Source organism: Blautia sp. Marseille-P3087 (assembly GCF_900120195.1).
Taxonomy (GTDB): domain Bacteria; phylum Bacillota; class Clostridia; order Lachnospirales; family Lachnospiraceae; genus Blautia_A.
The window spans coordinates 3,124,452-3,150,412 of the sequence record NZ_LT635539.1 but is presented as its reverse complement, the minus strand read 5'-3'; the positions used below and the strand labels follow the sequence as shown (position 1 = coordinate 3,150,412).

Below are 25,961 nucleotides of genomic sequence, written 5' to 3'. Positions count from 1 at the left end.
TCTCCTTCCATGTGTAAAATTTATAATTCAATTGTCTCCATAATCTTTTTCAATGAATCTGCAGATTCCTTAAGCTTTAACGCTTCCTCGCCACTTAAATTAATAGGTATATCAGACTCAATACCATCTGCACCTACAATAGCTGGCATACTTAACGATACTTCGTCAATATCATATACTCCATGAATCATGTGTGATACAGGAAGTATTGATTTTTCATCTCTCATAATCACTTCGCAGATTCTTTTTACAGACATTGCAATTCCATAATATGTAGCGTGCTTTTTGTTTATAATCTCATAAGCACTGTTCTTGACTGCTGTAGCTATTTCTGCCGTGTTTTCCTTGTACTTGTAATGTCCACGCATTTCACACATTTCACTTAATGGAACACCAGATACATTGGCTGATGACCATGCTACAACTTCGCTGTCTCCATGCTCACCTACTATAAATGCATGAACACTCCTGCTGTCCACAGATAAATGCTCACCAAGCTTATATCTTAATCTGGCACTATCTAACACAGTACCCGATCCAATAACCCTGTTTTCTGGAAGTCCGGATAACTTTATGGCTACCTGAGTCAGGATATCTACCGGATTCGCAACTACAAGCATGATACCTGCAAAATTTCTCTTTGCTATTTCAGGAATGATTGACTTAAATATTGCTACATTTTTATTTACGAGATCAAGCCTTGTCTCTCCCGGTTTCTGTCCAGCTCCGGCAGATATGACAACAATTGCAGCATCAGCCACATCATCATAATCTCCGGCATATATTTTCATCGGACTTGCAAATGGAATACCATGACTGATATCCATTGCTTCTCCTTCTGCCTTGTTCTTATCTGCATCGATAAGGACAATCTCTGTAAACAAGCCACTCTGCATCAGAGCAAATACCGATGCAGAACCAACAAAGCCACAGCCTATCATTACTGCTTTTTTTGAATTAATCACTTTCTTCATAATAATCTTATCTCCTTAATAATTCTCTTCATGTACTTCAAAATAGCTCTGTGGATGATTACATACCGGACATACTTCAGGCGCCTTAGTTCCTACCACAATATGTCCGCAGTTACGGCATTCCCATACCTTAACTTCGCTCTTTTCAAATACCTGTGCAGTTTCAATATTCTTAAGAAGTGCACGATATCTTTCCTCATGGTGCTTCTCAATCTCACCTACTGCCCTGAATTTTGCTGCAAGCTCAGGGAATCCTTCTTCCTCAGCTGTTTTAGCAAAGCCATCATACATATCTGTCCACTCATAATTTTCGCCTTCTGCCGCTGCTGCCAGGTTTTCCTTTGTATCACCAATTCCTGCTAATTCCTTGAACCACATCTTTGCATGTTCTTTCTCATTATCTGCAGTCTTTAAAAACAATGCTGACATCTGCTCGTAACCTTCCTTTTTTGCTACAGAAGCAAAAAAGGTATACTTATTTCTTGCCTGTGATTCCCCTGCAAATGCCTCCTGTAAATTCTTCTCTGTCTGTGTTCCTGCATATTTGTTTGCTTCCATCTCTTTTACCTCCGTTTTCTTTACTACATTTTCAAAATCTGATGCCGGGTGCTTGCACAAAGGACATATAAAGTCATCTGGTAATTCCTACTTTACCTTCTCCCTGCATTTCGGGCAAATGCCTTTAAATGAAATATCATAATCCACAAATTCAATTCCATGAGTGTTATGAATTCTTTCCAGCAAATCCGGTATTTGATCCATATCCACATCAAAAATTTCACCGCACTTTATACATCTTACATGGTAATGATTTTTCAATGTAAAATCAAATCGGTTCGGTCCATTCGGAACTTCAACCTTTCTTAATGCACCTTCCTCTACCAATATATCAAGATTTCTATATACAGTTCCTTTTCCAATTGCTGGATATGCTTCTTTTATAAATTCATACACTTCATTTGCCGTAACGTGTCTTTTCATTTCGTATACGGTATTTCTTACAAGATCTTTTTGAATGGTATTTCTCCTACTTGTCATTCGTCCTCCTTATTAGGATTAGTTCTCAATAAGGATTATATACCACTATTATCCTGTTGTCAACAAATAGTAATAGTTCTTATTATTAAGAAGTCGCCAAACTGAGCATCTTTCACATGAATAACCATTTTATTTTGCGTTCAAATACATATTCTGAATCTGAAGATAAATCAGACCTAAACGAATATCCGAGTCTGTCAAATTTCTGAATCTCCACCGGATTTTCAATATTATTTTCCGCTATGAATCTGACCATTTCACCACGAGCCATCTTGGCATAGGTACCTTTTGTTACCAATTTATCTCCGGATAACTCACAAAATACAATCGTAATATATCTGTCCTGTGGTGTCAGATACTTTTCTATACATTTTGAGTATTCTTTTGATGCAAGATTAATGATAATCCTACTGTCATCTATTACTGAGCGGTATAACAATTCTCCCCAGTACTCATACAGATTTTTTGCATCTCCAATTCCAACCTTTGCCTGCATTTCAAGACGATAAGGGGTCACACCATCCATTGGTTTTAAAATGCCATAAAACGCAGACAAGATTCTTAAATGATTTTGCAAATACTCAAACTGCTGGATTTCAAACACAGATGGTGCCATATATTGAAATGCAATCCCTTCATATGCTAAAACAGCCGGAGTAAGACTGTTATAAAGATCCATATTTTCCAATCTGTTAAAGTTCTGCTCTGCAATCTTGTCATTACATTTCCAGATAGCTTTCAGTTCTTCTTTTGATTTGCTTTTCATCCAGTTTAATACTTCTGCTGTCTTATCAATATAGACAGGCAGTTCAACCGGTGCTAAGTTATCGGTATCTACAATCATCTTTTTTGCAGGTGATAAAATAATCTTCATTATGCCAATTCCTTAAGCATATTTTCAGGATCATCTGCAGCCTTGACTTTATCATTTGCCTTTATAATAATCCCCTGTTCATCAATAAGATATGTGGTTCTTACTACTCCCATAGAGACTTTGCCATAATTTTTCTTTTCTTTCCATACATCATATGCTTCAATAACTTTCCGCTCTGGATCTGCTAAAAGTGTAAATGTCAATCCATATTTTTCCTCAAATCTCTTATGAGAGGATACAGAATCCTTACTGACTCCAAGAATAACTGCTCCTTTTTCGGTAAACTGAGGGTATCGCTCAGAAAACCCACATGCCTGTTTCGTGCATCCCGCTGTATTATCCTTGGGATAGAAATATAAGATCACTTTTTTTCCTGTATAATCCGATAATCTATGTATTTTCCCATTTTGATCTGGCAACTCAAAATCCGGTGCCTTAACCCCTACTTCCAACATTATTTATCCCTCCCTTTCTGTATCTTTCTCTTTATTCGCCTTTTTTTTCCTATTCCTGGTAATCATTTTATGACCTGTATATATCGCCATTACCATACATAACATAGAACTTAAAGCAAAGTATTTGTGACTTGATTTTTGCTTTTTATATCCAGTGTAAAAAGTCCCAAGCATTGTGATCAATGCTCCTACTGACCAATATTTATGTGCTTTCATGTAATTCCTCCATTTTTTCAGTGTATTCAATTCTAATTATACGCTACCATATTCCTATGTCAATTTGATAATAGAGCATTCCTATAAATTTTTTCAAAATATCATTGTCAAAACTATGTATTGTTATCCTTTAATTTTTCTTTGAAATAATTGACAAAAAGCTTGCTTTCAGGAGATTACTATTTAATCTCTTTTCCATCTATATATAGTTGAAATTTATCAGGATTATTGACAACATCATAGTCCTTTCCGTATTCTACAGGTCTATATTCGGCTGTCATTACCGATTCCCCGTCTTCAATATCCTCTTTCCATAAATAGATGTTCATATCAATGCTCGTCGCATATCCTCTGTCTGTGGAGAATTTTGTCGAATGAAAAGAGACTTTACAACTTAAAATTGGATAAAAAGGACAACAAAAAAGAAGAGCTGCTTGCTCTTCCCATATAGTAGTAGTAAAATAATATGTCATGCCAGCGCAATATATTACCTAGAATATCGCTATAACAGGAAAGGGGCTGCATTGTGACAGCCCCTAGTTTACTTCATCACGTTGTCTACATTCTGAGTGAACTCGTTCCCTGGTTTATTTTAGCATCGGTCTGGATTTTGTTTCATAAAGATAAATTTTGCCACAGAGCGGTCGTATGTTTTAATGTGTCCAAACAGCCAGTCGATTACATTTTTCTGTACAAGTTCACTGAACCGATCTGTTGGTCCTTCATACTCCTGAAGGTATTCATACAGTTCCTGAATTGTCTTTTTAAACTCTTCATGTTTTTCATAATGTTTTTCACGCTCTGGATAACCGGATTTTTCCTGAAGCTTTTCCTCTTCTTTGAAATGAAAGTCAGTATATTCATCCAGATAATCCAGCATTTTGATTGCTTTTACTTTGCTGTCGCCATTTTGACAGGCAGTTACAAAGTTCTGGATACGGTCGATCAATTCTTTATGCTGGGTATCAATTGTTTCATTTCCTGTTACTAAATTGTCATCAAAGGTAATGTTTAAATCGTAAGTCATAATTTGACCTCCATTTCTTTTATATGTTCTCTTAGGCTCTTTTAATGTATGGCAGTTTCGTACCTGCATTTTCTGCTTAGTCTTCTACAGGAACGAAAACATCTTTTCCTAATCCGCAGATTGGGCATGTCCAGTCATCTGGAATATCCTCAAATGCAGTTTCTGGATCGATACCAGCGTCTGGATCTCCTACTGCCGAATCATAAATATATCCACATGGTTCACATTCATATTTTATCATAGTCATTTTCCATTTTCAATGTCGATTTATTTTTGTTACCAAGTTTCTAGCAATTTTTCTAACACTTTGTTTCTTGTATATCTGTATTATACATGATAATTATTCTTTTGTCAATAATAGTAATTATTATCATTTTTACACTTAGCATAAACTGATATTTGAATTGCACATTTACATATTGTATATATCATGGGAATAGTTGAATAAAAAAATGAACTCTATTCATTAAAGACAGAGTTGCTGGAAATTATTTCTCTACAACAACTTTCTTCGTCTTTAAGTCCTTGAAACACAATACTGTCCAATCAGCTTCGTCCAACTATTATATTTATTCTTTTCACACACCTTTCGGCAAATTTCATTTTCCATCAGTACACAGAACATCTTATCCTAAGCAAATGCCCAAACCGCACCATTCACATGGTTTTCCACTGCTTTCTGATCTATGTTCTTTAAGCGTGTGACCATTTTTTCAATTTCTCCATTTCTCAAGTTACCGATATTTTTGCAGATAAACCGAAAGAAATTCAACGTTGCATATTCGTCATGCCAATGGAATTCTTCTGGATTGTTTTTAATTTTACTGGCTCGCTGCTGTTCTTTGATTATCTGATCAGCTACACCTTTCATCGAATCTTCGTATCTCATATTACTCACCTACTCTTCCTCAACTGAACCACTATATTCAATTATTCCATACCAATCTTTACATATCTTCTCTTTTGAACATATAAAGATGAGTGAAATCTGCATTACCCATATAGCACCTTTGGCTAACATTGAAAAGAAAATTTATTTGAATCAATGTGAGATACCTATTGAAAATATTATCTTGCTACGCAATAATGATACCATATATCTTTTTACCGAAAGTGAGTATGCAGCATTATAACAAAAAGAACCTGTTTATGTTCAGGTTCTTTCTGATCGTATTCAATATAAACTATATAATTATTCGCTTTCTCACAAATTATTCTTCATAATTTCCAAATAATTTTCCGGGAATCCAATCAGATTCAAATCAATGTCGTCCCTATATTCATCTATCACTGTTTCCACCGTCTGAATCAATGATTTCTTACTAAATTCTACAATAACCCACAACGGCATTTTGCTAGAATATTTCAATTTGTGATGTTTTACAATCAGACTATCTTTATAATAATTTTTCTCCCTGCTGAAATTTTCCATAACTTCCTTGTAACCCTTTTTGTTATAGAAATTATTTTCATCGTAATGCTAATCATGCGGAGCTTCTATACATTTGGCTATTGAAAATCCATATACTATCTGTGTCCTATAATATACTTCTGCTTTTTCAATATAGTCACTACCAGAAGGCTCTTGTCTGAATTGCAAAGCATAACCCGTAAAGCGATAATAATTTACTCTTTTTAAAATGTCTTTTGCTTTTTCTCTATCAGCGACAAGCCTTGCATATTCTTTATGATCTGGATTATAGGACATCATCATCTTCCGCATAAGATTCTGACCATAATCCGTCTCTGCACACCCTCTTGAACCAGCCCTAAGAAGTGCTTTCCATGGATATATCTTATATAATGGCTCTGCTCTTTCAAGAAGCCATATTTCCATCGCAGTCATATAAGACTTTTGAAGCGGTGCCGAATCAATGGAGATAAAGCCTTTTATCTTATCCGGATATAATTCCATATACATTTGAGCCAGATATCCGCCCATAGACTGACCGATAATGATCGGATTATAAATTTCTTCTTTTGCCAGGATTTCATAAAGCCATTCTGCCATGTCTGATAAACTGTAATTATTCGTAAATGGTCTGGATAATGCATGTGATGGTGCATCCCATACAAACACATTCTGTTTATTCTCAAAATATTCTGTCTGCTTCTCAAAAAGCCGGTGGTCTGCCGTAAGTCCCGGTAAAAACACTAATGTAATTTTCTGTTCCCCTTCCTATAAACCATTTCCAATGTCGTATGGGCGACATTCAATACTTGTGATTGTTTTTCTTCCGACAAAGCGAAAAATTTATCATTTATAAATCACCTCCGTTGACCAGTTCGGTTAATATGAGTATATACCCATTGACCGATTAACGGAAGGCCTCATTGATCAGAGAGCAGCACACATCAACAGTGATCTGAGCACGCAGAAAGTCATTCAGAAACACTGCGATTCTTACCGGCTCTGCCGTAAAGTGATAGAAGATTGCAAATCTGCAAAAAATCCAAAAGCTTACTGAACCAAGCATCAGGCAGAATACCAGCTCCACGATTCATTAAAAAAAGAGCTTCAGGATCTCAGTATTACCAAAATCCCAAGCTCTAATAAAATCCAGAATCAGATAGAAAATCTTGAATCAGAACAGGCTGCTGCCCTCCGGAAAAACAGGACTTGCAGAAAAAGCTGAAGACCCTGTTTCACATTTTTATCATTCGTGTACCATTTACCTGATTGATGAATAGCATAAGCACCTTTTCTCAATGCCATTGCAACTACAGGGCAGGCATCTGCATCAACAAATATTTGCACTAGTTCCTCTCCATTTCTTTTTGAATCCATGTCATAATTATATCTACAAGATATTCCTGCTGCACTTGGCTTAGTTTCTTTCCCGGTTGCATTTTATGCCACTTCCGAATGCAATCTCTGCAACATGTTGCCGTTGCATGCTGGGCAATAAATACCGGATGCCCACGCATTGGTGTCTGCTTGCCATCATTTGCTATATATGCCGGAGCTTCTCTCTTTGCGATAAACTCCTTTGCATGTTGTCTGATTGTATCCAGTCCTTTTTCGTTTATGTAATCAATATCCTTCTGCTTCAGATGGAAACTGCTTCGAAACTTGGAATTATCCAGTCGCTCAAATAACTGCTTGTACCATTCATCCTTCGTCATGTCATCACCACAATTCGTATTGTTTCATAGTCTCTGTATTTCGATATTCATGTTTCTCATAATATCCTATCAACTTCCCATCATCTCTGAGTGCCACCATATAAACATCTTTATTCTGTTTCTCATTGTGAAAAGTATAAACGATATTATGACTTTCATCTACTGCAAACCAGTCCACTACCTGCTGTATTTTATCTCTTGATTCCGGATTATGACAATCTAACAAACTTCTTCCAACTAGTTTATCGCCACCTCGCTTCGCATAACTGATAACAGCTGCCGGATTCATGTAAATAATCTCATGATTAAGATTGCATATAACAATGGATGCTCTGTCCTGATCAACAATACTTTTATAAAAGCTGACATAAGATTTAAACTTAATCACCTTTTCATTATCCAGCCTCTTTTGAAGTTGTGGTTTCTTTCTTCGATAATAATCGTATATTTCTGCATCTGGTATCCAGATTTGTGCCTCATTTATCTTATCAAGTACAGCTTCAACAATCTGTGCATCTGCCAGCGAATCAGGTGTTTTATCATGTTCTGTTACATACTTTTTGTATTCTTCATACACCCAGCCTGTAATCTTATCCTTCTGTTTCACCTTGAGATTACTAAACTTCTTGTTCATCTGTAAAAGCTGACCATCTATCTTTTTATGTATTTTTTTCTTCTTACTTTTCGCCATCTTATCTTATCCTTAGAACTTCACTACTTCCGGTTCATGTGTAAATGATGAAAATGTAGCTGTTGCATATCTAAAAGCATCATCTACAATCAGTATTTTTGTTTTTTATCCATATTTTTCTTTCCTTTATCCACTCGTTTTTTATGATCTTCCAAGCACTCTCGCATTGTCATATTTTAGTCCTCCTGTCAATTGTATTCCACTAATTCATGAACCTCTGCTAATCAATTATATACATACCTTATAATCGTTTTTATAACTTCATCAATCACAATCGGCTTTGACAAATGTGCGTTCATTCCTGCATCCAGTGATGCCTGAACATCTTCTGCAAATGAATTAGCTGTCATTGCTATAATAGGAATGTTTTTTCCATCCGGTCTGTCATTCATTGCCCTGATTGCTTTTGCTGCTTCATAACCATTCATTTCAGGCATCATGATATCCATCAGGATTACATCAAATGTGCCTTCCGGATGATTTCTGAAAATCTCAACAGCATTCTTTCCATCCACAGCTCTTTCTACATTCATCCCGAACTCTTCCAACTGCACGGCAGCAATCTCTGCATTCAGTTCATTATCCTCTGCAAGAAGGACATTCACACCTGTAAGATTCACCTTTTCAGAAATACCTGTGTCTGACTTATTACATTCCTTATCTGTAATTTCCAAAGGAATATCCACAGTAAATGTGGTTCCCTCATGCTTTTTACTCTGCACGGAAATGGTCCCACCCATCATATCTACATACTTCTTTACGATAGCCATCCCCAGTCCAACTCCATGGTACTGCGTTCTCACACCGGAATCTTCCTGTGCAAATTCCTCAAAAACTTCTTTTGTAAATTCCTCACTCATGCCAATACCAGTATCCGAAATGCGGTAACGCATATTTATATATCCATCCCCGCCCTTTTCCTGACACCGGGCTTCAAATGTAATCGTCCCTCCATCCGGAGTGAATTTCACGGCATTGCTCAGAATATTGACCAGCACATCACGCAGGCGTGCAGAATCCGCAAGTACATTTGGAATCTTTGCTTCTTCACGCTGAATCTTAAAGTTGATATCCCTGTTCGTAAGAAAACCTTTTGTAATATCCAATGCAGAATCTGTAATGTTTTTCACATCCACCGGTACCGGATTGTATTTCACTTTTCCACTTTCGATGCGGGTCAGATCTAATACATCATTGATCAGCGACAGTAAATGCTCTGAGCTTTCGTCAATCTTTTCCAGACAATTTTTCACTTCGTCTGACGGATTGTTTTTCATTGCAATACCGGTAAATCCTATGATTGCATTCATCGGTGTCCTCATATCATGGGACATATGTGACAGAAATGCTGTTTTTGCCTTGTTTGCAGCCTGTGCATGCTCTGCCAGTTCCGCCATTTTCTCAGCTTTCTCCTGGGCCGCCTTCTGAGCTTTTTTTCTTGCACTGAGACGCACCATTGTCACAGCCATAATAGTCAGCAGCCATCCAAAAATAAGAAGAACCCAAACAGTAACAACAGGATGCAGACGGATCCAGTCAACAAATGTCAGCTCTGTTGCTTTGTATGTGGTATACTGTGCTGCAAGATCTTCAACAAGATTTTTGGGCATGGCATACATTGCTTTCGTCAGAATACCAGCCAGCGCATGGTTCTCAGTTGATGAAATTACCATGCGGTAGGTGAATGTAGGCTGTTCCAGCAGAGTATATGTCATGGTGCCCGTAGCGTCACTGTTCACAAACGCCTGTGCCATGTAATAGTAGACGAAGGCAGCATCTGCTTTACCCTCACGGACAGCTTCCATCATTTCCTGTCGGGTACTGCACATCAGTTTTTCTGCACCGGGTGCCATTGCATCTTCAATTGAATTTGATACTGTCTGGTCAACAGTAGTAACAACATTAATTTTTCCATCAAAGTCACGCCGTGTCACCCTTGCCAGCTGCATCATAATGAAGGGTGCAGTAATCCCCCATTTTTTCGTCTCAGCATAGTTATCTGTTTCCAGGCGCGCATCGATGCTCATATCTGTGGTTTCCTTATTTTTCTGATAAGCAATATACTCATCTCTGGTGGCAGGTGTAAGAAACTCATAGGAAATCCCGGCATAGTCTGCAATTTTCCGGAAGTAATCCGGGATAATACCCTTCATCTCACCATTTTCATTATAAGAATATGGATAACGGGTCGGATCACACAGAACATGAAGCGGGTTGTCCTTGGAATACTGTGAAATAATACTTTTTTCTTTCTCCGTATATTCCAGATTCTTAGTTTCTATGCTTTCATAATTTTTATTATAAAGTGTCGTTTTCCAGTCACCCTCAACTGCATTCATCTGGTCGATTGCATAATTGATCTCATTCAGCAATTCTGTATTACCTTTTTTAACCATGACATAGAAATCGCTGCTGTCAAATTTATCCACGATACGCTCATTGTTTGTTTTTCTCAGAGAACTAGCAGCAATAGCATCAACATTTCCGCTCTGAAGAGCTTCCTCCATCTCTGCTGTCGTATCAAAATAAAATGGATCATATGTAAATCCTTTGTTGCCTGCAAAATCCGCAAAACTCTTTATCTCGGAGCTTCCATTCAAAAATGCCACACGCATACCGTTGTAAGTACTGTAATTGCCATCCACAATCGTGCTGTTGTCACTGCGGACGGTCAGAATCCCATTATTGGTTCCGATCGGATGTGAAAAATCAAACTTTTCTTCTCTTTCCGGTGTTTTGCGGGGAGATGTTACCATATCAATCTCGCCATCTTCAAGCATCTGCTGCATATCATCCCAGCTCTTATCATATCCGACATATTCGTAATCTACATCCCAATAACGGGCCATCAGCCGAAGAAAATCATAGCCATACCCACTGCGGTTGCCTTCTTCATCCATCACATGATAACCATCCATGGCAAAGAAACCGACTTTGACAGTTTCATGCTGCGAACTGTCCTCGGCTGCATATGCAGTCTGGGGAGAAAATATCATACACACGCATACAAAAGCCAGTAACACTGCCACATATTTCTTAGCTCTCGAAATCATATTTTAAATCTCCTGTCTGTCAAACATATTTCTCTATACATCTCCTTGTAATCTCCTGGTTTAATAAAATTGCACTGCCGCATCAAATCCATTTGTCACTGTTCAGTGACCTGCGGTTCGGTACCCCCCCCACCAGATTTTATGCTTCTGATCGTCTTTTCCAGCATCTTCATCTCAACCGGTTTTGAAACATGTGCATTCATGCCAGCAGCAAAAGAATGCTGAATATCTTCTGAAAATGCATTCGCAGTCATGGCAATGATCGGAATCGTCTTTGCCAGTTCATGGGAGCTTCTGCGGATTGCCTTCGTTGCCTCATAACCATTCATAACAGGCATCTGCACATCCATCAGGATCATGTCATAATCACCTGGAGCAGACTGCTCAAATGCTTTCAAAATCTCTTCGCCATTTTCACAGATGGTACATTCCGCACCTTCAATCTTTAACAGTTCCGTCAGGATCTCTGCGTTCAACTCATTATCCTCTGCACACAGGAATTTCATTCCCTGCAGAATATTTCCATCCTGCTCATCTGTTTCTTCTTGTGCCGCCAGAGCAACCGTTCTATCCTCTGCAATTTTCAGATCCAAGAGAACCTCAAAACAGCTTCCCTGTCCCAATTCACTCTCCACATCAATAGTACCTCCCATTGCCTCAACCAGATTCTTAGTAATCGCCATTCCAAGTCCGGTTCCCTGTATTTTATTTGTAAGGGAACTTTCCGCACGGGTAAACGCATCAAAAATTGTATCCTTGAAATCTGCCGACATTCCCATACCATTATCGCTGACTAAGAAACGGTACTTTGCATAGACAGATGACTTTGTCTCACATTCTTCTACCAGAAGCTGAATTTTTCCACCCTCCTGCGTATATTTTATGGCATTAGACAGCAGATTACTGAAAATCTGCATCAAATGAACCTGATCCCCATTCACCCACTCATGCTGAATATTTTCTTTTATGATTGTAAAGGTCTGATGCTTTTCATATATTTGAGAATGAAATATAATGTCAAGTTCCTGCATAAAATCCAGAATAGAAAAGTCAGAATACTTGAAGACTGTTTTTCCTGCTTCAATCTTGCTCATATCCAGAACGTCATTGATAATTCCCAACAGATGCTGTGATGAAATGTCTATTTTTTCTGCATACTCTATAACTTTTGCTTTATTACCTGCATCATGTCTGATCAAAGATGTGATACCAATGATTGCATTCATAGGTGTGCGAATATCATGTGACATATTAGACAGGAAATCCGTTTTCGCCTTATTTGCATTTTCAGCTGTCTGTAAAGCCTCTGTTGCAACGTTCTTTGCCTTTTTCAGTTTTTGATTGACTACTTCCATTTCCTTCATTGTTTGTAAATGAAGTTCATTATTTCTTTTTTCATATTCTGCTTTTTGATCTGCAAGACTGAGTCTGGAAATACTGTAGAATAATCCGGTAAAAAGTAAAAGTATAAAACCTGCCATGAGTATTGTTGTAAACAACACCGTTTTCTGGTAATCCGTCAGCACATTGTCAACAACTCCCCTTGCCACAATGCATACCAAAATGGTGTTGTTGCTTTCTATCGGGCAATACCCCAGATAATAGGGATTCTGTTTTCCCAAAAATACAACTCCGGATTCTCTGTTATCAAACTTCTTTTTGAACAAATCAGCCTCTTCTTCTGTAATAGCCTGTTCCCCTTTTAAATGTTTTAACAAAGAATAATTACGCAGGTATTTATCTCCACTCTGGTTCGTATACGTAATATTTCCGTCATTATCCAGCATGAACAAATATGCTTTCCCATGATAACCTTTCAATTTTAACATGGAATCCAGTTTCGAATGATCATACACAGTTCCAATTGCCGTATAAGTTTCCCCATTGATGGTATATTCCTGACATGGGATCGCAACCAGATAACCGTCTTTTTTCTTCTGATCATAATCAAGACGCACCAGTTTTCCAATATTGTATCCGTTCTTTAAGTCCAGCAGAAGTTTACTTGGCATATCAATCCGCATTTTTGTTCCACCTGCTGATATTGCCTGACCATTTTCCTGAAGGAATATAAGTGTACTTTCCGATTCTTTTTCCCATGCTTCAAAGAAACTTTTGTTCACATCCGTTTCAAGAGACAGCTCCCTCTCATGAAGTAAAAATTCCTCAACCAACTGCAGCTGGTTGTAGTATCCACTCACTTGAAGATCATAGGTCTGCTGTATCTGTTCAACAACAGCTTCCATACTGCTTTTTCCATTTTCGCTGATATACTTGCCAGACTTACTTATAAGATACTTTATACAAACTAAGCTTAAAAGAATAATAAGTAGTATAAGCAACAGCCTTGTTATTTTTTTTCTTTTATTTACCGTTTGTTCTACCTCCACTTTTACTGTTCAACCTCTATATAGTCTTCCGGTGCTGACGGCTGCTGTCCTTTTGACATTGCTTCGATCCATGCACTTGATAATGTTGTATCTTTAAGCTGCTCAATCTCACATTTCGGATTTATTTTTTTCAAAACAGACATTGTGGTGTCTGTAAGAAGAATAGAGTATTCCTTTTCTTTGTCTATTTTCTTATCATTAACTGTCAAGTCCTTTAATGAAAATCCACTTTCCTCTTGATTGACGATCATTTTCATACCGGATGCAATTGGTAATTCGTATTTATTTGTTACATAAAAATTCTCATCAGCTTCGGCGAGATAATTTTCCACGAGTTCATAAACCTGTTTACCATTAATTTTTGCAAAATATAATACTGTATCTGAACTCTTCGCTGTCATCATGCCAACCCGGCTATTGGTGCATTCTCCTTTGTACATAGAAGAAGTAAAATAATAATATGGTGCCAGCGCCAGCTGTGCATCATTTTCTTCTCTGATCGTAGTTAAAATGGAAGATGCTGCATCACGGCCATTTCTATCGTTCAGTGAAATGGAATATTCATTTTCAAAATTCACCATTGCTTTTTCTTCTGGATCTTTACGATTCATTACACTGCGAAAAGTATCATAAGCCTGTGTTTCATCCATTTCCCCTGTCAGTAATCCGTGAACAGCCTCAAGACTTGCATCAAATGATTTTTGAGCGGAATACCGGATATAAACAGCATTATTATTAATTTCCTCTTTCAGTCCTGGCACATCCTGCATCATGGTTGGAACATCTGTATTCAATGAAATAACACCGCTTCCATCCGCAATCAGCTTTTGCCCCTCTTCTGAAATCATACAATCCAGCACATCCAGTGCAGTATCCAGTTTCTCCCGGTCTTTTTCCAGATTTTTGTTAAATGCAATGTTTAAGGACGGAGTCATGTACACATAGGATTCATCCGATGTCTGTGAAAAGTAAGGAATACGGATCAGCTCCGCATCCATCTGTTTCTGCACCTGCTGCATAACCGTCGGATGTCCATGAAACATTGCTGATTTTCCCTCGACAAACATCTGGATTCCTGTATCGACGTCAATATTGATATCTTCTTTGCCAAAATGCGAGTCCTTAAGAAACTGACTGGTTTCTGAAAAAATACGTTTCCATAATACATCATCAAACTTCACTTCATCCGCTGCAGTCTCTGCACCGTTTCGCCATTCAATACCATCCAGGCTTGTAAACTCACCGATTGCCGCCGCCTGGATGATTTCATTATTAGACCAGTCTTCCCCAAGATCCATGGAATACGGTTTTATGCCATTATCATAAAACTGCTGACAGGCCTGTACATATTCCTCATAATTTTCTGGAATCTTTACGCCATACTGATCAAATAGTGTTTTGTTGGCAATGATCGTCTGCGGAATACCACAGATTGGCAGCCACTGGATTTCATCCTCCTCATTCTTATAATATTGCACCGCATAAGAATAATACTTAGAAACAACATCATAAGAAGCAAAATCCATAAGATAAGGCTGTAAGTCCTGTGCATCTGTTCCGGAGAATCGACGTACTGTTATGATATCCGGTAATTCATCATGTTCTTTAAAATAACTGTATAAATCGGTATCATTGTTACCAATAATAAATTCAATATCCTGATCAGGAAACTGTTCATGGATATAAGGTGCAATATTTTTCATCAAACGATTTTCCCACAGATAAACGGTAAGATGATCATCGTTTTTAGATATTTCTTTCTTTGACTGTCCACATCCAGACAAAACAGCAGTTGTTGCAAGTATACCTGACACCACTGCTATCAGACAACGTTTTGCCTTTTTCATACTCTTATTTTCCTCATTCTTTCCTGACAAAATCATTATTGTTACGTCTATGAAATAACACCGTAAAAAAGCACCGTCAGACAGACAGTGCACCTCATTTCATGCAACTGGCTGCCATTTTAAAGGCCCTGTAGCTTTGCGTCCCAGACTTTCATCTGGTTTGCCGATTTCCTTATTATAGATTATAGCTTTTAAACTTATGCAAAAAACTGATTTTATTATACTTTAACGCTCTATTATACACAAGAAAAAAAATAACCGTTTTAACGTTCAAAAACAAAAAAGCCGAAAGCCACATTGTTATCCGTGACCTCCGACTCATCTTTTAGAAAAACGGTTAATCCATGATATATTATTTTCTTGAGTGAATTTTTACCCTACCTTGATCACCCTGTATCATTTAATAACTTCTTCTCTTGTCATAATCCCCGTAAATTGTTCAACGCCAAAACGTCTCATAAACATTTCACATTTGCATAGGAAAAAATAATAAATATTTAATCCGCAACCACTTAATCCTTCATAATTCCCCTGACCTTTAGAAATCAGCAAATCAGCGTTCTTGATCTCCTCCATTGCTTCCTGGGATATTGCTCCTATAACGTTACCTGGCATTCCTGTACCGTTTCCAATTACCTTTTGCGCAACATTTTCCATATGAATATATTTTGCATCCTCTAATGTCGCATCATTTAGAACCGGCTTTCCTCTTACAATTACAGATATATACAAATCAGGATTAATATCTCGAAGAGTTGAAATGAATAACTTATCTGTTACAATTTCTCCGCAGTTATCTGTAAAATAAACTAACCTGTTTGCATTGACTATATCTTTCTGAAAAACAGTCAGCAGATTAGGATCTATATGTATATTTACTGCTTCATCCAGCTGAGTTTTTAACTTAATTTCATTCACATTTTCTAATGCACCAAAATCAATATAATTTCCAACCATCGCATACTGTATTGCCATTTTCAAATGATCTTCAGCTATATTAACTCTATTTTTCATATATGGAAGACATTCCAACATTAATTGATTATAATGTTTTTTAATTTCCGTATAGTCCATTAAATTCCCAAACATATCCCGACGAAGGTTGTCCATTTTCTCTGCTATCTGTGGTGTAGTTAATCCATCACTATTCCTTATGATTTCGTTAACTTCATATTGATATTTTTTTATTTCTTCTTTAGTTACATTATCAGGGTATTTATCAACATTTCGTTTTATCTGACATTTTTTACATTCTTTATTTATAACCATATTATTCTCCCTACATCATATTAGTTTATTACAGTAAATAAAAATGATTCTTTTCATTTTCTTTTTTGTAGATTGTTGTTCTATTTTCAATATCGACCCGACACGTTTCTGCTATACTATTTACTATTTTTTCTGTATTTCCATGATGCACCGATGCATATACAATTGCTTTTCTCATATCTCCCCTTTCTATCAGATCAATAATAGAATTATACCATCATTTGTCAGCTTGTAAATCTGTTTCATTACAAGCAAGCCCTGTAGCTCCTCCGATCACAACAGCGTTTTTCCGATCAGACCTTTACTGAAAACCTGCTCCAGTGATTCCAGATTCTGAAGGCTCATACCGGCCAAGTCATCCGGATTCAGGTTAAGTAATGGATTATCGCTCACTTGCCAACCTCCTTCTATGTTTTTTTATGGTTTTATTATAGCCGCAGCTTTCTTTTAGAAAAATACTACTTTTGTATGATTTGCTGTGTATTTCGCCTGTATTTTACTATTTTTATCAAACAATGTTTCTTCTTTCTATTAATTATTTTTTACAAAGAACAAAAAAGAGAACCCCAACGGATTCTCTGTAATCAATATCCTTTCAAAAGCCCCAACGCGCTTCCCCTCACCAAGAGACGTGGTGGGTTCTGTGAGCTATTTGGTTAGCACTGTTGCTATCGTTCACAGCAAGATGAGAAAACCATTCATCCGGTGCGGCACCATGCCAGTGTTTCACTTCTGCCGGAAAATACGGTGCAAACCCATCATTTGGTGCACCGATAGGAAATACCATCTCTTTTTGTGTTACACCATGATTTTTTGCATTTTGAAGATGATATTTTAAAGAAGAATCCGTAATCCAGATATAATCCAGCCCTTCCGTGTCCACCGGCTCCAGGAATAATGCAATGTCTACAAGTCCTTTGTTCATCATCTCATACACTGTATCTGCTGTTGCAGTATGCAACACAATCTGAACCAGTGGATATTTTTCTTTATATGTTTTGCATATCTCCGCCAATGTCTCCACCGCTGCAAATTCACCACAGCCAATGGTTATGGTACCTTCCACAACATCTTCTTTTCCCTTAAGTTCCTCCAATGTTTTTTCTTCAAGATCAAGAATCTCCAAAGCACGTCTTTTTAACAAAACTCCTTCATCAGTAAGAGAAATCTTCTTTCCACTTCGATTAAACAATGTTACTCCAAGTTCCTCTTCAAATGTTGCCATTTGTCTGGAAAGTGTTGGCTGGGTAATATGCAATTGTTCTGCTGCTTTTGTAAAGCTCTGTTCTTTTGCTACTGTCAAAAAATAGCGTAATAATCTTAATTCCATATCTTTATATTCCTACAAATTTTTTATTCTAACCATTCTATCATGTTGCATCCCAGACATCATCTATATCTTTAATGTGACATTTTACAGTCTTATGTGATAAGTTATTTCAGATAAATTTTCTCTATTCGTCGTTGCTCCAACTCGGCCCTAAGAATAATCCCAAGTGTCAGACAATAGTCCGGATCCCTCAGATCACTGCCAAGCATGGCAGTAATATGAGATAACCGATCGAGCAGAGTAGAACGATGCAGATAAAGCGCCGCAGCAGTTTTTGTAACAGAAAGATTATTGTCCAAATACACCCTCAGAGTATGTAAATAAGAAACCTGTGAACTGTCATCATGTTTCTTCAGGCGTTTCAGGCCTTCCGTATAATAAACCCAGCTTGGCCGTCCCGCCAGAGCACTGTTGAGAAGCTGCGGAAGCAAATAGTCCTGAAAATAGAATATGATAGAATTATCTTCCTGAGAAAGTCCGTTCTGCAACGCCGCAGAAGCCTGAAACCAGGCATGATTTCCATCGTAGAGATTGTTAAATGAGGAGGAAACACCACAAATGGCTCCAAGTTTTTCCAAAACGGAAGTCAGCGAATCCATTGATTCCTTTTGAACCTGATCAGCAGGCAGAAATTCTACAACAGCATCCTCAAATTCAAATGCAAATGATCCTGGATGTCGCTCCTCCAAAGCAGCAGAAAGATAGGTTCCTGAAAGATGACTACCGCTGGATTCCGGAATCAGCTTCATACAGATCCAATCATGCTTTCCATTTTCCATACTCAAAGCACGACGATATTCAAAATCAATACGCTGCCCGGAAATGACGCTGCGCAAGGCTCGTCGTACAGCGGTACGGGTACTGGACAAAATCGGATTCTGCTGAATAGCCTGTCGCAGAAGTTTGGAAAAGAAAACTGCCAATGCCCTGTCAGAGGACCTGAATGGACGAGATCCTTCAAAAACAGTCAGACATCCTAAGTATTCTTCCTGATCGAAAATATTTACAGAGAGAGAACGCTTTCCCTGTAATTCCAGCAACAGAGGTTCGCGAACATAGTTGGACATATCATGCAGAGACAGAAATGTTGCCATTTTCTCAACATCGAAAGATTGCGTATCCAATTGCAATCCCAATTGTTTTTTCAGGTACTCTTCCTCCGTCACTCCCAGATAGCGAAAATCCGAGCCTATAAGCAGCATTGGATTTTCAAAGATGCCTCTGCTGGCATCCAGCATTTGAGACAAAGCTGCACCATGGCGCAGGATGAACCAGAGCCTTTCCTCCCAGGTATCATATTGATTGAATACCTCCTGCACCAAATTGAATATTCGAAAAATGTCCTGGCTGCCATGTATAAGAATAACGCTGCACCGCTCATAGTAGGCATTAAGATTCCAGTGTTCTCCCAAACATACCAGACAGACATTTTCTCCCAACTCTGGTGTCTGTGGTAAATGATCTGCAGAACAGACATAGACACTATTTTCCTCAAAGGACTGAGATCGATCCAGATAAAATTCCGGTCGGTTCAAGATCAGTGTACTGTTCTTCCTGCCATGAAACAAAACTCCTGTCAGTTCTTCTTTCAGCCTCCAATAAAGAATATCCGCGCATAACTTCATAACCAGCCTCCCAAATTATTCTAAAAATATTATAATTTTTCAAAAAAAAGCTGTCAAGATATCACCCATACGTTTTGTATGGGTGGCATCTGTGTTTTATATGCATTATTCACAAATAATGGCCATATAAATTGTATGGTTTTTTAGAATACAAATTGTATGTAAAGAAGAAGATAAAAACCATCTTTTTGTAGAATGTTCGATGCAGTATTTTTTGACTATAATAAATCAAAACAAAAGTAGACAGGAGGTATACCATGCTAAAAGAAAAACTGGAGACGAAAAAATGCTTTTCAACTGCCTGGGGCAGACTAATTACGGAGGAAGAAGCCTATCGACAGCTGAATCGCCAAATTGCCGCTATGACTGCCAATCTTTTTCAGGTCATGCGCATTTTTGAACCTAACTGGGAAAAACGCACCGCAGCCATCTGCAATATTGCCAATATGATGAATATGGCAGTTGCAGGAAGCCCCGATGAACAGAAAAACTATGTTAATGCTGCTCTCTATGAAGCATTTAACATCCCGGAGCTTTGTGAAAAATCCAGCTGGCTTGGTGGCATTACCGGTGACTCCGGCGATGAATGGGAAAATATGGCCGGTCGAGTAATACAGTTTACCCGAAATCGAGTGGAAAAAGAGCTGGATACCTGTCCCTGGGATATTGTGGGCAGCGAACTGTGCAATATGACCACCAGTATGTTCACTGCAAACTTCGATCTGGCTTCTTCCAACGGAACAGAAAACGAAGTGGCACTGAATATGTGCCAGGCACGAGGCTGTGGTAACAAGCACTGTCGTGTCGTGGCAGAACGACGGGATGTCTATGGACTGCCGAAGCAGGATTGGCTGGAACATATGCAGCAACCTGTAGATCCTATTCATGATACGCCTCGAGAACGCATGGTCAAAGATGGTCAGTGTCTGCGTAATGGTCAATACACACAGAACTTCGGCGAGGAAACATCGCTGGAAAAAGCATATCACTGGGTTGCGCAAATGGGCTGGGTATGGTCTATCCAGTTCCCAATGATGGCTATTAAAGAGATGGCGCCTGATGAAGATGAATTCATGCGAGTATTCCGCATTATCTTTGCTACTGCCGGTAAAAATCAGTTTATCGATCCCTTTGCAAAAGAAGGTCTGCGGAGTTTTCTGGGCATTCCTCATGATATGGACGAGAACGACGGCCGTATTCTCGGCGGATATATCCGCTATATGCTGGACGTACAACAGGTCCCCTATGAGATGGTTCGCTGGACCAAGGATGAAACCTGGATCAAGGTCAAATCAGAGGACTTTACTGCCCGTTATGAGATGGCACCTCTGGATGAACTGGTAGATGCCTACGAGGCACAGTGGAATGGTGCAGCTAAAACGCTGGTCAGCACGGAATGGTCCTGTGTAATCGAAAATCGTGACGAAGAAGAAATGTACATCAAGGTCATCCGCAAGGAAGACTCGCGAATGCTGTAAAGGAGGAGGACAAAATATGCTGTTTAGAGAAGATAACGTCGCACGTGCAGACGCTGATGCTATACGTAAGGGTGTGGGATTTTACCGCTGGACACACGATATCGTAGAGATTACCGGCAAAGACGCACTGGAGGTTCTTCAAAAGATTTATATCAGCAACATTTCCAAAGTTGCTGTCGGACGTTCAAAATACACTGCATCGCTGGATGAAAACGGTGAAATCATTGACGATGTGATCGTCATGCACATGGCAGATGGTCTGTACTGGGTCTCCGACCTCTATGGACCACGTTTGCTACCGTGGATTGAGAAGCACAAAGGTACAGCTGATATTCAGACAAAAATCATCACCTATGACTGGGATATGTATGCCATACAGGGACCTGATAGTATCAATGCGATGAATGCCATGTTAGATAAACCGATTGACGAACTCAAACGGTTTGGCATCTGCGAGCGTAAGATTGGCGATATTCCTGTCTATATTCACCGTTCCGGCTTCACCGGTGAAAATGGCTATGAAATCTATTCTGCATTTGATAAGAGTGCAGAAATTCACAATTTAGCACTGAAAGCTGTCGAAGCTGTCGGAGGACGTGAACTTCAAACTCTTGAAGTCTATGTCCGATCTATCCCAATGGAAAAAGGCTTCGCGCTCAAACAGGACTTTAAGCACCTGAGTCCATATGAGTGTGGACTCGGATGGGCCGTTGCCGCTGATAAAGATTTCATTGGTAAAGAGGCAGCACTGGCGCGTAAAGAACATCCGAAATATCGTATGGTCGGTCTTGAATTTTCACGTGAATCAACAGAAGATATCTCCATCTGGGAGCGTGTATACTGGTACGGTGTGGAAGTCGGCCGCTGTGCACAGACAATCTACGGCTATACAGTCGACAAAAACATTGGTTTTGCCACCGTCCGCGCTGACATACCCGATGGTGCGGAGCTGACCGTTGGCTGCAATGATTCTCCGGCCATCGTGGTAAACAAAGTTTTCTGCTGAGAAAGGAGGACATTATGGGAAGATTAGATGGAAAAGTCTGTATCGTAACAGGTGCATCTGCAGGTATCGGCCGTGCCACAGCAGAACTGTTCTGCCGTGAAGGTGCCAAGGTCGTGGCGGTTGCTCGCCGCGAAGAGCGTCTTAGAGACCTGGCCGAAGAATGCAGCGAACTACCTGGCGAGATAATCTGGCATGCAGGTGATGTCGGTGATCCGGCAACTGCTGTAAACATGGTAAAAAAAGCAGTGGAGACATTCGGAAAACTGGATATCGCCGTAAACGATGCCGGTATCATGGATGACAACACCGCTATTGCGGACATGTCTGACACAATGCTTATGGAAACATTCCGCATCAACACATTTGGTCTCATGTATGGAATGCGTGAAGAATGCAGACAGTATCTTGCACAGGGCAACGGTGGCGTAATCGTCAACATCTGCTCCGTCGGCGCAACACACCAGACTTCCGGTGCTGCCTACTGTGCAAGCAAGGGTGCTGTGCTGGCAGCAACAAAAAACACAGCATTCATGTACATGGAAGAAGGCATCCGCTGTAATGCACTTTCACCCGGTGGTGTCGTAACTGACATTCCTCTGGTCATGCCTCCTTCCGACGAGTTCGGCTTTGGCCGAACCAGCATGCTGCTGAACTTCTCCGGTGAGCTTGCTATGCCGGAGGACTTGGCTGACGCAATCCTGTTTCTCGCAAGCGACCAGTCCCGCTATGTTAACGGTGAAGAACTTAAATGTGACGGCGGCTGGACATGTTTCTAAAAAATAAGGGAGGATATATATGAGTCTCACCGAGCGACACAACAACAGAAAATATCATCCGCATCAATGCAATTGGAACCGTCAATATGGTCAAAGGTGAGTTTTTCCGCGCTGGTCTGGCCTATGCCATGTCTAAAAAGTTTGTGATCTACTTCACACAGAAAAATGTTTCCAGATTTGAGTTCAAAAAAAGAAACAGTCTCCAAATTGGAGACTGCTTCTTTTTTGAAGATTATTCGATTGCCTGAAGCTCTTTTTCCAGTTCTTCCAGATGTGGTTTCAAAAATGCCGACTGCGGGAAAGATGCCAGTTTCCGTAAGGTCAGACCACCAACCAGTTTCATCTGTGGATTTTTTGAAGCGTCAGGGCTGTACTTATCCAGAACTGCTGACGCTTCCGGATTTTTCAGGATATCCTTTACTTTGCTGTCAAGTGAAAATGCCATAACACTTACCTCCTGCCGTATATTTTATGGTAATATTATACAAAACATCGGGCAGGAATCATAGCCTACAAAGTGCATGTTTTACAATCATCTTAATCCTTCACTCTAACGGTTATCCAGTTTTCCATATTTTTTCCAATCCAGTTTCCATTACATTTCACGCCTCCTCCGATTTCACATAACCAGACTGTTTTTCTTACTCTGTTTATGATAAAATCACAGTAACTTCAGAAACTTTCCCATTGTTTTCTTTTTACCGGAGGATTTTTCAATGCAGGAAATACATCATTTTTTTCACTCATTATTCAGTCTCACCCTTGATTTTCGTGTCCGGCTGTTTAATATCCTGGCTTTAGGAGGCACTGTGATCAGCCTGATCATGGCCCTTCTCAGTCTCGGAACTGGTTCCTGGGGAAATGTCCTGATCAACATTGTGCTGGTCGCAGTCTCAGGAGGACTTTTTCTTTATTCCTATTACAGTGGGAAATATCAGCGATGCTATCTGATCACCATTGTCATGATTTTTCTGATCGTTTTTCCGGTGATGTTTTTTACCAGCGGCGGATATCATGGCGGTATGCCGGCCTTCTTCGTGTTTGCCATTATTTTTACCGTGCTGATGCTGGAAAAAAGACGGGCTCTGATCGTTTCTCTGCTGGAGATTGTCCTATATATAGGACTGTGTCTGGTCGCATACCATTTTCCGCACTTTGTAACTCCTTTTGCCACGGAAGCAGACCGGCTGGCAGATATTCTTCTGGCATTTGTCTCTGTAAGTACTGTCTGCGGCATTGTTCTCTATTTTCATCTGAAGGAATACAACCAGCAGCAGCTCCTTCTAGAGGAACAGAACCGGCGGCTGCGCTCCCTTGACAATGCCAAGTCTACTTTCCTGACCACCGTTGCCCACGAGATCAAAAATCCTCTGAGTTCCATCTCCCTCCATGCCCGGGACACCTCCGAGCTCCTTGCGGAAGAACCTCTGGATTTCTCTCTTATGCAGGAAAATCTCCATACCATTGAACAGTCGGTAATGCGGATCGACCGGATCGTGCTGGATTTGATGGATACCGTTTCCATTGAGCAGGGACGGCTGGCCCTTTCCCTTGTACCATCAGATCTGGGAGCACTTTTACATTCTGTAAAAAAAGATTTCAGCAGTCATCCAAGTTCCGGGAATAACCAGCTGGTCCTTACGATACAATCTGACCTCCCGGAAATCTCTGCAGACTCTGAACGGCTGATCCAGGTTATCACCAATCTGATCTCCAATGCAGAGCGTCACACCCAAAACGGAACCATCACCATTTCCCTTACAGGTGAACCGGGCTGGCAGACCATCTGCGTCTCCGACACCGGAACCGGCATGTCAGAAGAAATGCGAAAAAACGCACTTAAGGGTTATGTTTCCGCAGATAAAGATTACTGGCGACACGGCATAGGCCTCTATGTCTGTCATCAGATCATCACTGCCCACGGCGGCAAAATATGGCTGAAAAGCAAAGAAGGCGAGGGAACTCAGGTGTTCTTCTCACTTCCGGAGGAGGTATCATAAATGAATGAAAAGAAATCGCTTATCCTTATGGTTGAGGATGAAGAACAGGTGCTGAATACCAACTGCCGGATGCTACGGCGCCGTGGCTACGATGTCCGCACTGCACAGACAGTCTCCGAAGTCTGTCATCAGCTTGAAGAACAGCTGCCGGATCTTCTCATCCTGGACATTATGCTTCCGGACGGAAACGGCTTGGATATCTGCCGCCACTTCCGCGAAAAAACCATGAACCCTGTTCTTTTTCTCACAGGAAAAAGCGATATCCGCGATAAGGTAGAAGGGCTTCAGCAGGGAGGCGACTATTATCTCACCAAACCTTATAATTTTGACGAATTTCTGGCCGTGATCCAGATGCTTCTGGAACGCCAGAAACGAATAGAAGAAAAAATAAAAGAAAAATTTCAGGCTTCCCACCAGATCACCATCGGAAGCCTGCGGCTGGATCTTTCGGACGGCCATGCATATCTCAATAATGCCGACACAGGTCTTACCCGTACCGAATTCTCCCTGCTGCGTCTCCTTGCCGAAAACCAGGAGAAGGTTTTTTCTGCAAAGGAACTCTATGAAGCAGTATGGGGCAGCTGTGCGGGAACAGATACCAGCACGGTACGACGGCATATCTTTAACTTACGGGTTAAGATCGGTGCCGAGGATACCGATGAATATGACATTGTCTCGGTTTATGGTAAGGGATATCTTTTTACCTGCCGGTAAATGTCTCTTTTTCTTCACATTTCTGAATATCAGAATCTGTCTGTTACAATATACTTAACAGACAAGTTCTTT

The 25,961-nt window shown here is 39.8% G+C and carries 25 protein-coding genes, 4 pseudogenes and 1 riboswitch; of the genes and pseudogenes, 5 read left to right on the top strand and 24 right to left on the bottom strand.

What is annotated here, in order from left to right:
- Nucleotides 1–20: 20 nt before the first annotated feature.
- From BQ7344_RS15015 to BQ7344_RS14920, 23 genes and pseudogenes are all read right to left on the bottom strand, one after another.
- The gene (locus BQ7344_RS15015) at nt 21–974 is read right to left on the bottom strand and encodes an L-lactate dehydrogenase (RefSeq protein WP_015541215.1); all 954 of its coding nucleotides are present in this window, start codon (nt 972–974) and stop codon (nt 21–23) included.
- Between the two features lie 15 nt (nt 975–989).
- Nucleotides 990–1,532 carry a rubrerythrin gene (gene rbr / locus BQ7344_RS15010; RefSeq protein ID WP_015541214.1) on the bottom strand — a complete coding sequence of 181 codons (543 nt, stop codon included), beginning with the start codon at nt 1,530–1,532 and terminating at the stop codon, nt 990–992.
- Between the two features lie 87 nt (nt 1,533–1,619).
- A complete protein-coding gene (locus tag BQ7344_RS15005) occupies nt 1,620–2,012 on the bottom strand; it encodes a Fur family transcriptional regulator (RefSeq protein WP_015541213.1) in 393 nt (130 codons plus the stop codon).
- A 112-nt stretch (nt 2,013–2,124) separates the two neighbouring features.
- The gene (gene yaaA / locus BQ7344_RS15000) at nt 2,125–2,886 is read right to left on the bottom strand and encodes a peroxide stress protein YaaA (RefSeq protein ID WP_072523185.1); all 762 of its coding nucleotides are present in this window, start codon (nt 2,884–2,886) and stop codon (nt 2,125–2,127) included.
- Nucleotides 2,886–3,341: a thioredoxin-dependent thiol peroxidase gene (gene bcp, locus BQ7344_RS14995; protein WP_015541211.1), complete on the bottom strand. Its 456-nt coding sequence runs from the start codon at nt 3,339–3,341 to the stop codon at nt 2,886–2,888. Before bcp ends, yaaA begins: the two co-directional genes overlap by 1 nt.
- A gap of 3 nt (nt 3,342–3,344) precedes the next feature.
- The gene (locus BQ7344_RS14990) at nt 3,345–3,557 is read right to left on the bottom strand and encodes a DUF6219 family protein (protein WP_015541210.1); all 213 of its coding nucleotides are present in this window, start codon (nt 3,555–3,557) and stop codon (nt 3,345–3,347) included.
- A 179-nt stretch (nt 3,558–3,736) separates the two neighbouring features.
- Nucleotides 3,737–3,886 (bottom strand): hypothetical protein, encoded by a 150-nt coding sequence (locus BQ7344_RS16355; RefSeq protein WP_015524977.1) that lies wholly within the window; start codon nt 3,884–3,886, stop codon nt 3,737–3,739.
- Nucleotides 3,887–4,149: 263 nt separating this feature from the next.
- On the bottom strand, nt 4,150–4,584 hold the full coding sequence (locus BQ7344_RS14985) for a bacteriohemerythrin (RefSeq protein ID WP_015541209.1): 435 nt from the start codon (nt 4,582–4,584) through the stop codon (nt 4,150–4,152).
- 76 nt (nt 4,585–4,660) lie between these two features.
- Nucleotides 4,661–4,825, bottom strand: a complete 165-nt coding sequence (gene rd, locus BQ7344_RS14980; RefSeq protein ID WP_015541208.1) for a rubredoxin — start codon at nt 4,823–4,825, stop codon at nt 4,661–4,663.
- Nucleotides 4,826–5,215: 390 nt separating this feature from the next.
- Nucleotides 5,216–5,473, bottom strand: coding sequence for a hypothetical protein (locus BQ7344_RS14975; RefSeq protein WP_330392886.1), 258 nt, complete (start codon nt 5,471–5,473; stop codon nt 5,216–5,218).
- Between the two features lie 315 nt (nt 5,474–5,788).
- Nucleotides 5,789–6,046: pseudogene (locus BQ7344_RS17005) on the bottom strand (hypothetical protein); the annotation flags it as partial.
- 207 nt (nt 6,047–6,253) lie between these two features.
- Nucleotides 6,254–6,757, bottom strand: a pseudogene (locus tag BQ7344_RS14965) (alpha/beta fold hydrolase); the annotation flags it as partial.
- Between the two features lie 145 nt (nt 6,758–6,902).
- Nucleotides 6,903–7,082 (bottom strand): hypothetical protein, encoded by a 180-nt coding sequence (locus BQ7344_RS16350; RefSeq protein ID WP_200793053.1) that lies wholly within the window; start codon nt 7,080–7,082, stop codon nt 6,903–6,905.
- Nucleotides 7,083–7,219: 137 nt separating this feature from the next.
- A pseudogene (locus BQ7344_RS17000) lies at nt 7,220–7,309 on the bottom strand (YaiI/YqxD family protein); the annotation flags it as partial.
- A gap of 32 nt (nt 7,310–7,341) precedes the next feature.
- The gene (locus BQ7344_RS14955) at nt 7,342–7,710 is read right to left on the bottom strand and encodes a DUF4186 domain-containing protein (protein WP_072523184.1); all 369 of its coding nucleotides are present in this window, start codon (nt 7,708–7,710) and stop codon (nt 7,342–7,344) included.
- 4 nt (nt 7,711–7,714) lie between these two features.
- Nucleotides 7,715–8,344 carry a PAS domain-containing protein gene (locus tag BQ7344_RS14950; protein WP_235816133.1) on the bottom strand — a complete coding sequence of 210 codons (630 nt, stop codon included), beginning with the start codon at nt 8,342–8,344 and terminating at the stop codon, nt 7,715–7,717.
- Nucleotides 8,345–8,625: 281 nt separating this feature from the next.
- Complete coding sequence (locus BQ7344_RS14945; protein WP_072523182.1) at nt 8,626–11,454, bottom strand: transporter substrate-binding domain-containing protein; 2,829 nt, start codon at nt 11,452–11,454, stop codon at nt 8,626–8,628.
- Nucleotides 11,455–11,549: 95 nt separating this feature from the next.
- A complete protein-coding gene (locus BQ7344_RS14940; RefSeq protein WP_117942426.1) occupies nt 11,550–13,700 on the bottom strand; it encodes an ATP-binding protein in 2,151 nt (716 codons plus the stop codon).
- A 146-nt stretch (nt 13,701–13,846) separates the two neighbouring features.
- Entirely contained in the window at nt 13,847–15,691 is a 1,845-nt protein-coding gene (locus BQ7344_RS14935; protein ID WP_072523181.1) for an ABC transporter substrate-binding protein, read from the bottom strand.
- Nucleotides 15,692–15,790: 99 nt separating this feature from the next.
- Nucleotides 15,791–15,866, bottom strand: a riboswitch (cyclic di-GMP riboswitch).
- 221 nt (nt 15,867–16,087) lie between these two features.
- Complete coding sequence (locus tag BQ7344_RS14930; RefSeq protein ID WP_072523180.1) at nt 16,088–16,960, bottom strand: damage-control phosphatase ARMT1 family protein; 873 nt, start codon at nt 16,958–16,960, stop codon at nt 16,088–16,090.
- Between the two features lie 28 nt (nt 16,961–16,988).
- Nucleotides 16,989–17,138 carry a hypothetical protein gene (locus BQ7344_RS16340; RefSeq protein WP_182001928.1) on the bottom strand — a complete coding sequence of 50 codons (150 nt, stop codon included), beginning with the start codon at nt 17,136–17,138 and terminating at the stop codon, nt 16,989–16,991.
- 666 nt (nt 17,139–17,804) lie between these two features.
- Nucleotides 17,805–18,290 (bottom strand): annotated as a pseudogene (locus BQ7344_RS14925) (LysR family transcriptional regulator); the annotation flags it as partial.
- 104 nt (nt 18,291–18,394) lie between these two features.
- On the bottom strand, nt 18,395–19,915 hold the full coding sequence (locus BQ7344_RS14920; RefSeq protein ID WP_072523179.1) for a PucR family transcriptional regulator: 1,521 nt from the start codon (nt 19,913–19,915) through the stop codon (nt 18,395–18,397).
- Nucleotides 19,916–20,172: 257 nt separating this feature from the next.
- On the opposite strand from BQ7344_RS14920, the gene BQ7344_RS14915 reads away from it, so the two are divergent.
- Genes BQ7344_RS14915 through BQ7344_RS14905 form a run of 3 tightly spaced genes read left to right on the top strand, consistent with a single transcriptional unit; the run spans nt 20,173 to nt 23,175 of the window.
- Entirely contained in the window at nt 20,173–21,393 is a 1,221-nt protein-coding gene (locus BQ7344_RS14915; protein WP_005426710.1) for a hypothetical protein, read from the top strand.
- Between the two features lie 16 nt (nt 21,394–21,409).
- The gene (locus BQ7344_RS14910; RefSeq protein WP_005426712.1) at nt 21,410–22,399 is read left to right on the top strand and encodes a glycine cleavage T C-terminal barrel domain-containing protein; all 990 of its coding nucleotides are present in this window, start codon (nt 21,410–21,412) and stop codon (nt 22,397–22,399) included.
- Between the two features lie 14 nt (nt 22,400–22,413).
- On the top strand, nt 22,414–23,175 hold the full coding sequence (locus BQ7344_RS14905; protein ID WP_005426714.1) for an SDR family NAD(P)-dependent oxidoreductase: 762 nt from the start codon (nt 22,414–22,416) through the stop codon (nt 23,173–23,175).
- Between the two features lie 232 nt (nt 23,176–23,407).
- On the opposite strand, the gene BQ7344_RS14900 is transcribed toward BQ7344_RS14905, so the two are convergent.
- Complete coding sequence (locus BQ7344_RS14900) at nt 23,408–23,620, bottom strand: hypothetical protein (protein ID WP_055066385.1); 213 nt, start codon at nt 23,618–23,620, stop codon at nt 23,408–23,410.
- A 364-nt stretch (nt 23,621–23,984) separates the two neighbouring features.
- Between BQ7344_RS14900 and BQ7344_RS14895 the strand changes: the two genes are divergently transcribed.
- Together BQ7344_RS14895 and BQ7344_RS14890 are read left to right on the top strand one after the other, a co-directional pair.
- Entirely contained in the window at nt 23,985–25,175 is a 1,191-nt protein-coding gene (locus tag BQ7344_RS14895; RefSeq protein WP_235816132.1) for a sensor histidine kinase, read from the top strand.
- Entirely contained in the window at nt 25,176–25,889 is a 714-nt protein-coding gene (locus BQ7344_RS14890) for a response regulator transcription factor (protein WP_072523177.1), read from the top strand.
- The last annotated feature ends 72 nt before the right edge of the window (nt 25,890–25,961 follow it).

Bases quoted from the DNA above. Each gene is read 5' to 3' on its own strand.
- BQ7344_RS15015 (WP_015541215.1), bottom strand. From the start codon at position 974: ATGAAGAAAGTGATTAATTCAAAAAAAGCAGTAATGATAGGCTGTGGC.
- rbr (WP_015541214.1), bottom strand. From the start codon at position 1,532: ATGGAAGCAAACAAATATGCAGGAACACAGACAGAGAAGAATTTACAG.
- BQ7344_RS15005 (WP_015541213.1), bottom strand. From the start codon at position 2,012: ATGACAAGTAGGAGAAATACCATTCAAAAAGATCTTGTAAGAAATACC.
- yaaA (WP_072523185.1), bottom strand. From the start codon at position 2,886: ATGAAGATTATTTTATCACCTGCAAAAAAGATGATTGTAGATACCGAT.
- bcp (WP_015541211.1), bottom strand. From the start codon at position 3,341: ATGTTGGAAGTAGGGGTTAAGGCACCGGATTTTGAGTTGCCAGATCAA.
- BQ7344_RS14990 (WP_015541210.1), bottom strand. From the start codon at position 3,557: ATGAAAGCACATAAATATTGGTCAGTAGGAGCATTGATCACAATGCTT.
- BQ7344_RS16355 (WP_015524977.1), bottom strand. From the start codon at position 3,886: ATGAACATCTATTTATGGAAAGAGGATATTGAAGACGGGGAATCGGTA.
- BQ7344_RS14985 (WP_015541209.1), bottom strand. From the start codon at position 4,584: ATGACTTACGATTTAAACATTACCTTTGATGACAATTTAGTAACAGGA.
- rd (WP_015541208.1), bottom strand. From the start codon at position 4,825: ATGATAAAATATGAATGTGAACCATGTGGATATATTTATGATTCGGCA.
- BQ7344_RS14975 (WP_330392886.1), bottom strand. From the start codon at position 5,473: ATGAGATACGAAGATTCGATGAAAGGTGTAGCTGATCAGATAATCAAA.
- BQ7344_RS14955 (WP_072523184.1), bottom strand. From the start codon at position 7,710: ATGACGAAGGATGAATGGTACAAGCAGTTATTTGAGCGACTGGATAAT.
- BQ7344_RS14950 (WP_235816133.1), bottom strand. From the start codon at position 8,344: ATGAACAAGAAGTTTAGTAATCTCAAGGTGAAACAGAAGGATAAGATT.
- BQ7344_RS14945 (WP_072523182.1), bottom strand. From the start codon at position 11,454: ATGATTTCGAGAGCTAAGAAATATGTGGCAGTGTTACTGGCTTTTGTA.
- BQ7344_RS14940 (WP_117942426.1), bottom strand. From the start codon at position 13,700: ATGGAAGCTGTTGTTGAACAGATACAGCAGACCTATGATCTTCAAGTG.
- BQ7344_RS14935 (WP_072523181.1), bottom strand. From the start codon at position 15,691: ATGAAAAAGGCAAAACGTTGTCTGATAGCAGTGGTGTCAGGTATACTT.
- BQ7344_RS14930 (WP_072523180.1), bottom strand. From the start codon at position 16,960: ATGGTTATAAATAAAGAATGTAAAAAATGTCAGATAAAACGAAATGTT.
- BQ7344_RS16340 (WP_182001928.1), bottom strand. From the start codon at position 17,138: ATGAGAAAAGCAATTGTATATGCATCGGTGCATCATGGAAATACAGAA.
- BQ7344_RS14920 (WP_072523179.1), bottom strand. From the start codon at position 19,915: ATGAAGTTATGCGCGGATATTCTTTATTGGAGGCTGAAAGAAGAACTG.
- BQ7344_RS14915 (WP_005426710.1), top strand. From the start codon at position 20,173: ATGCTAAAAGAAAAACTGGAGACGAAAAAATGCTTTTCAACTGCCTGG.
- BQ7344_RS14910 (WP_005426712.1), top strand. From the start codon at position 21,410: ATGCTGTTTAGAGAAGATAACGTCGCACGTGCAGACGCTGATGCTATA.
- BQ7344_RS14905 (WP_005426714.1), top strand. From the start codon at position 22,414: ATGGGAAGATTAGATGGAAAAGTCTGTATCGTAACAGGTGCATCTGCA.
- BQ7344_RS14900 (WP_055066385.1), bottom strand. From the start codon at position 23,620: ATGGCATTTTCACTTGACAGCAAAGTAAAGGATATCCTGAAAAATCCG.
- BQ7344_RS14890 (WP_072523177.1), top strand. From the start codon at position 25,176: ATGAATGAAAAGAAATCGCTTATCCTTATGGTTGAGGATGAAGAACAG.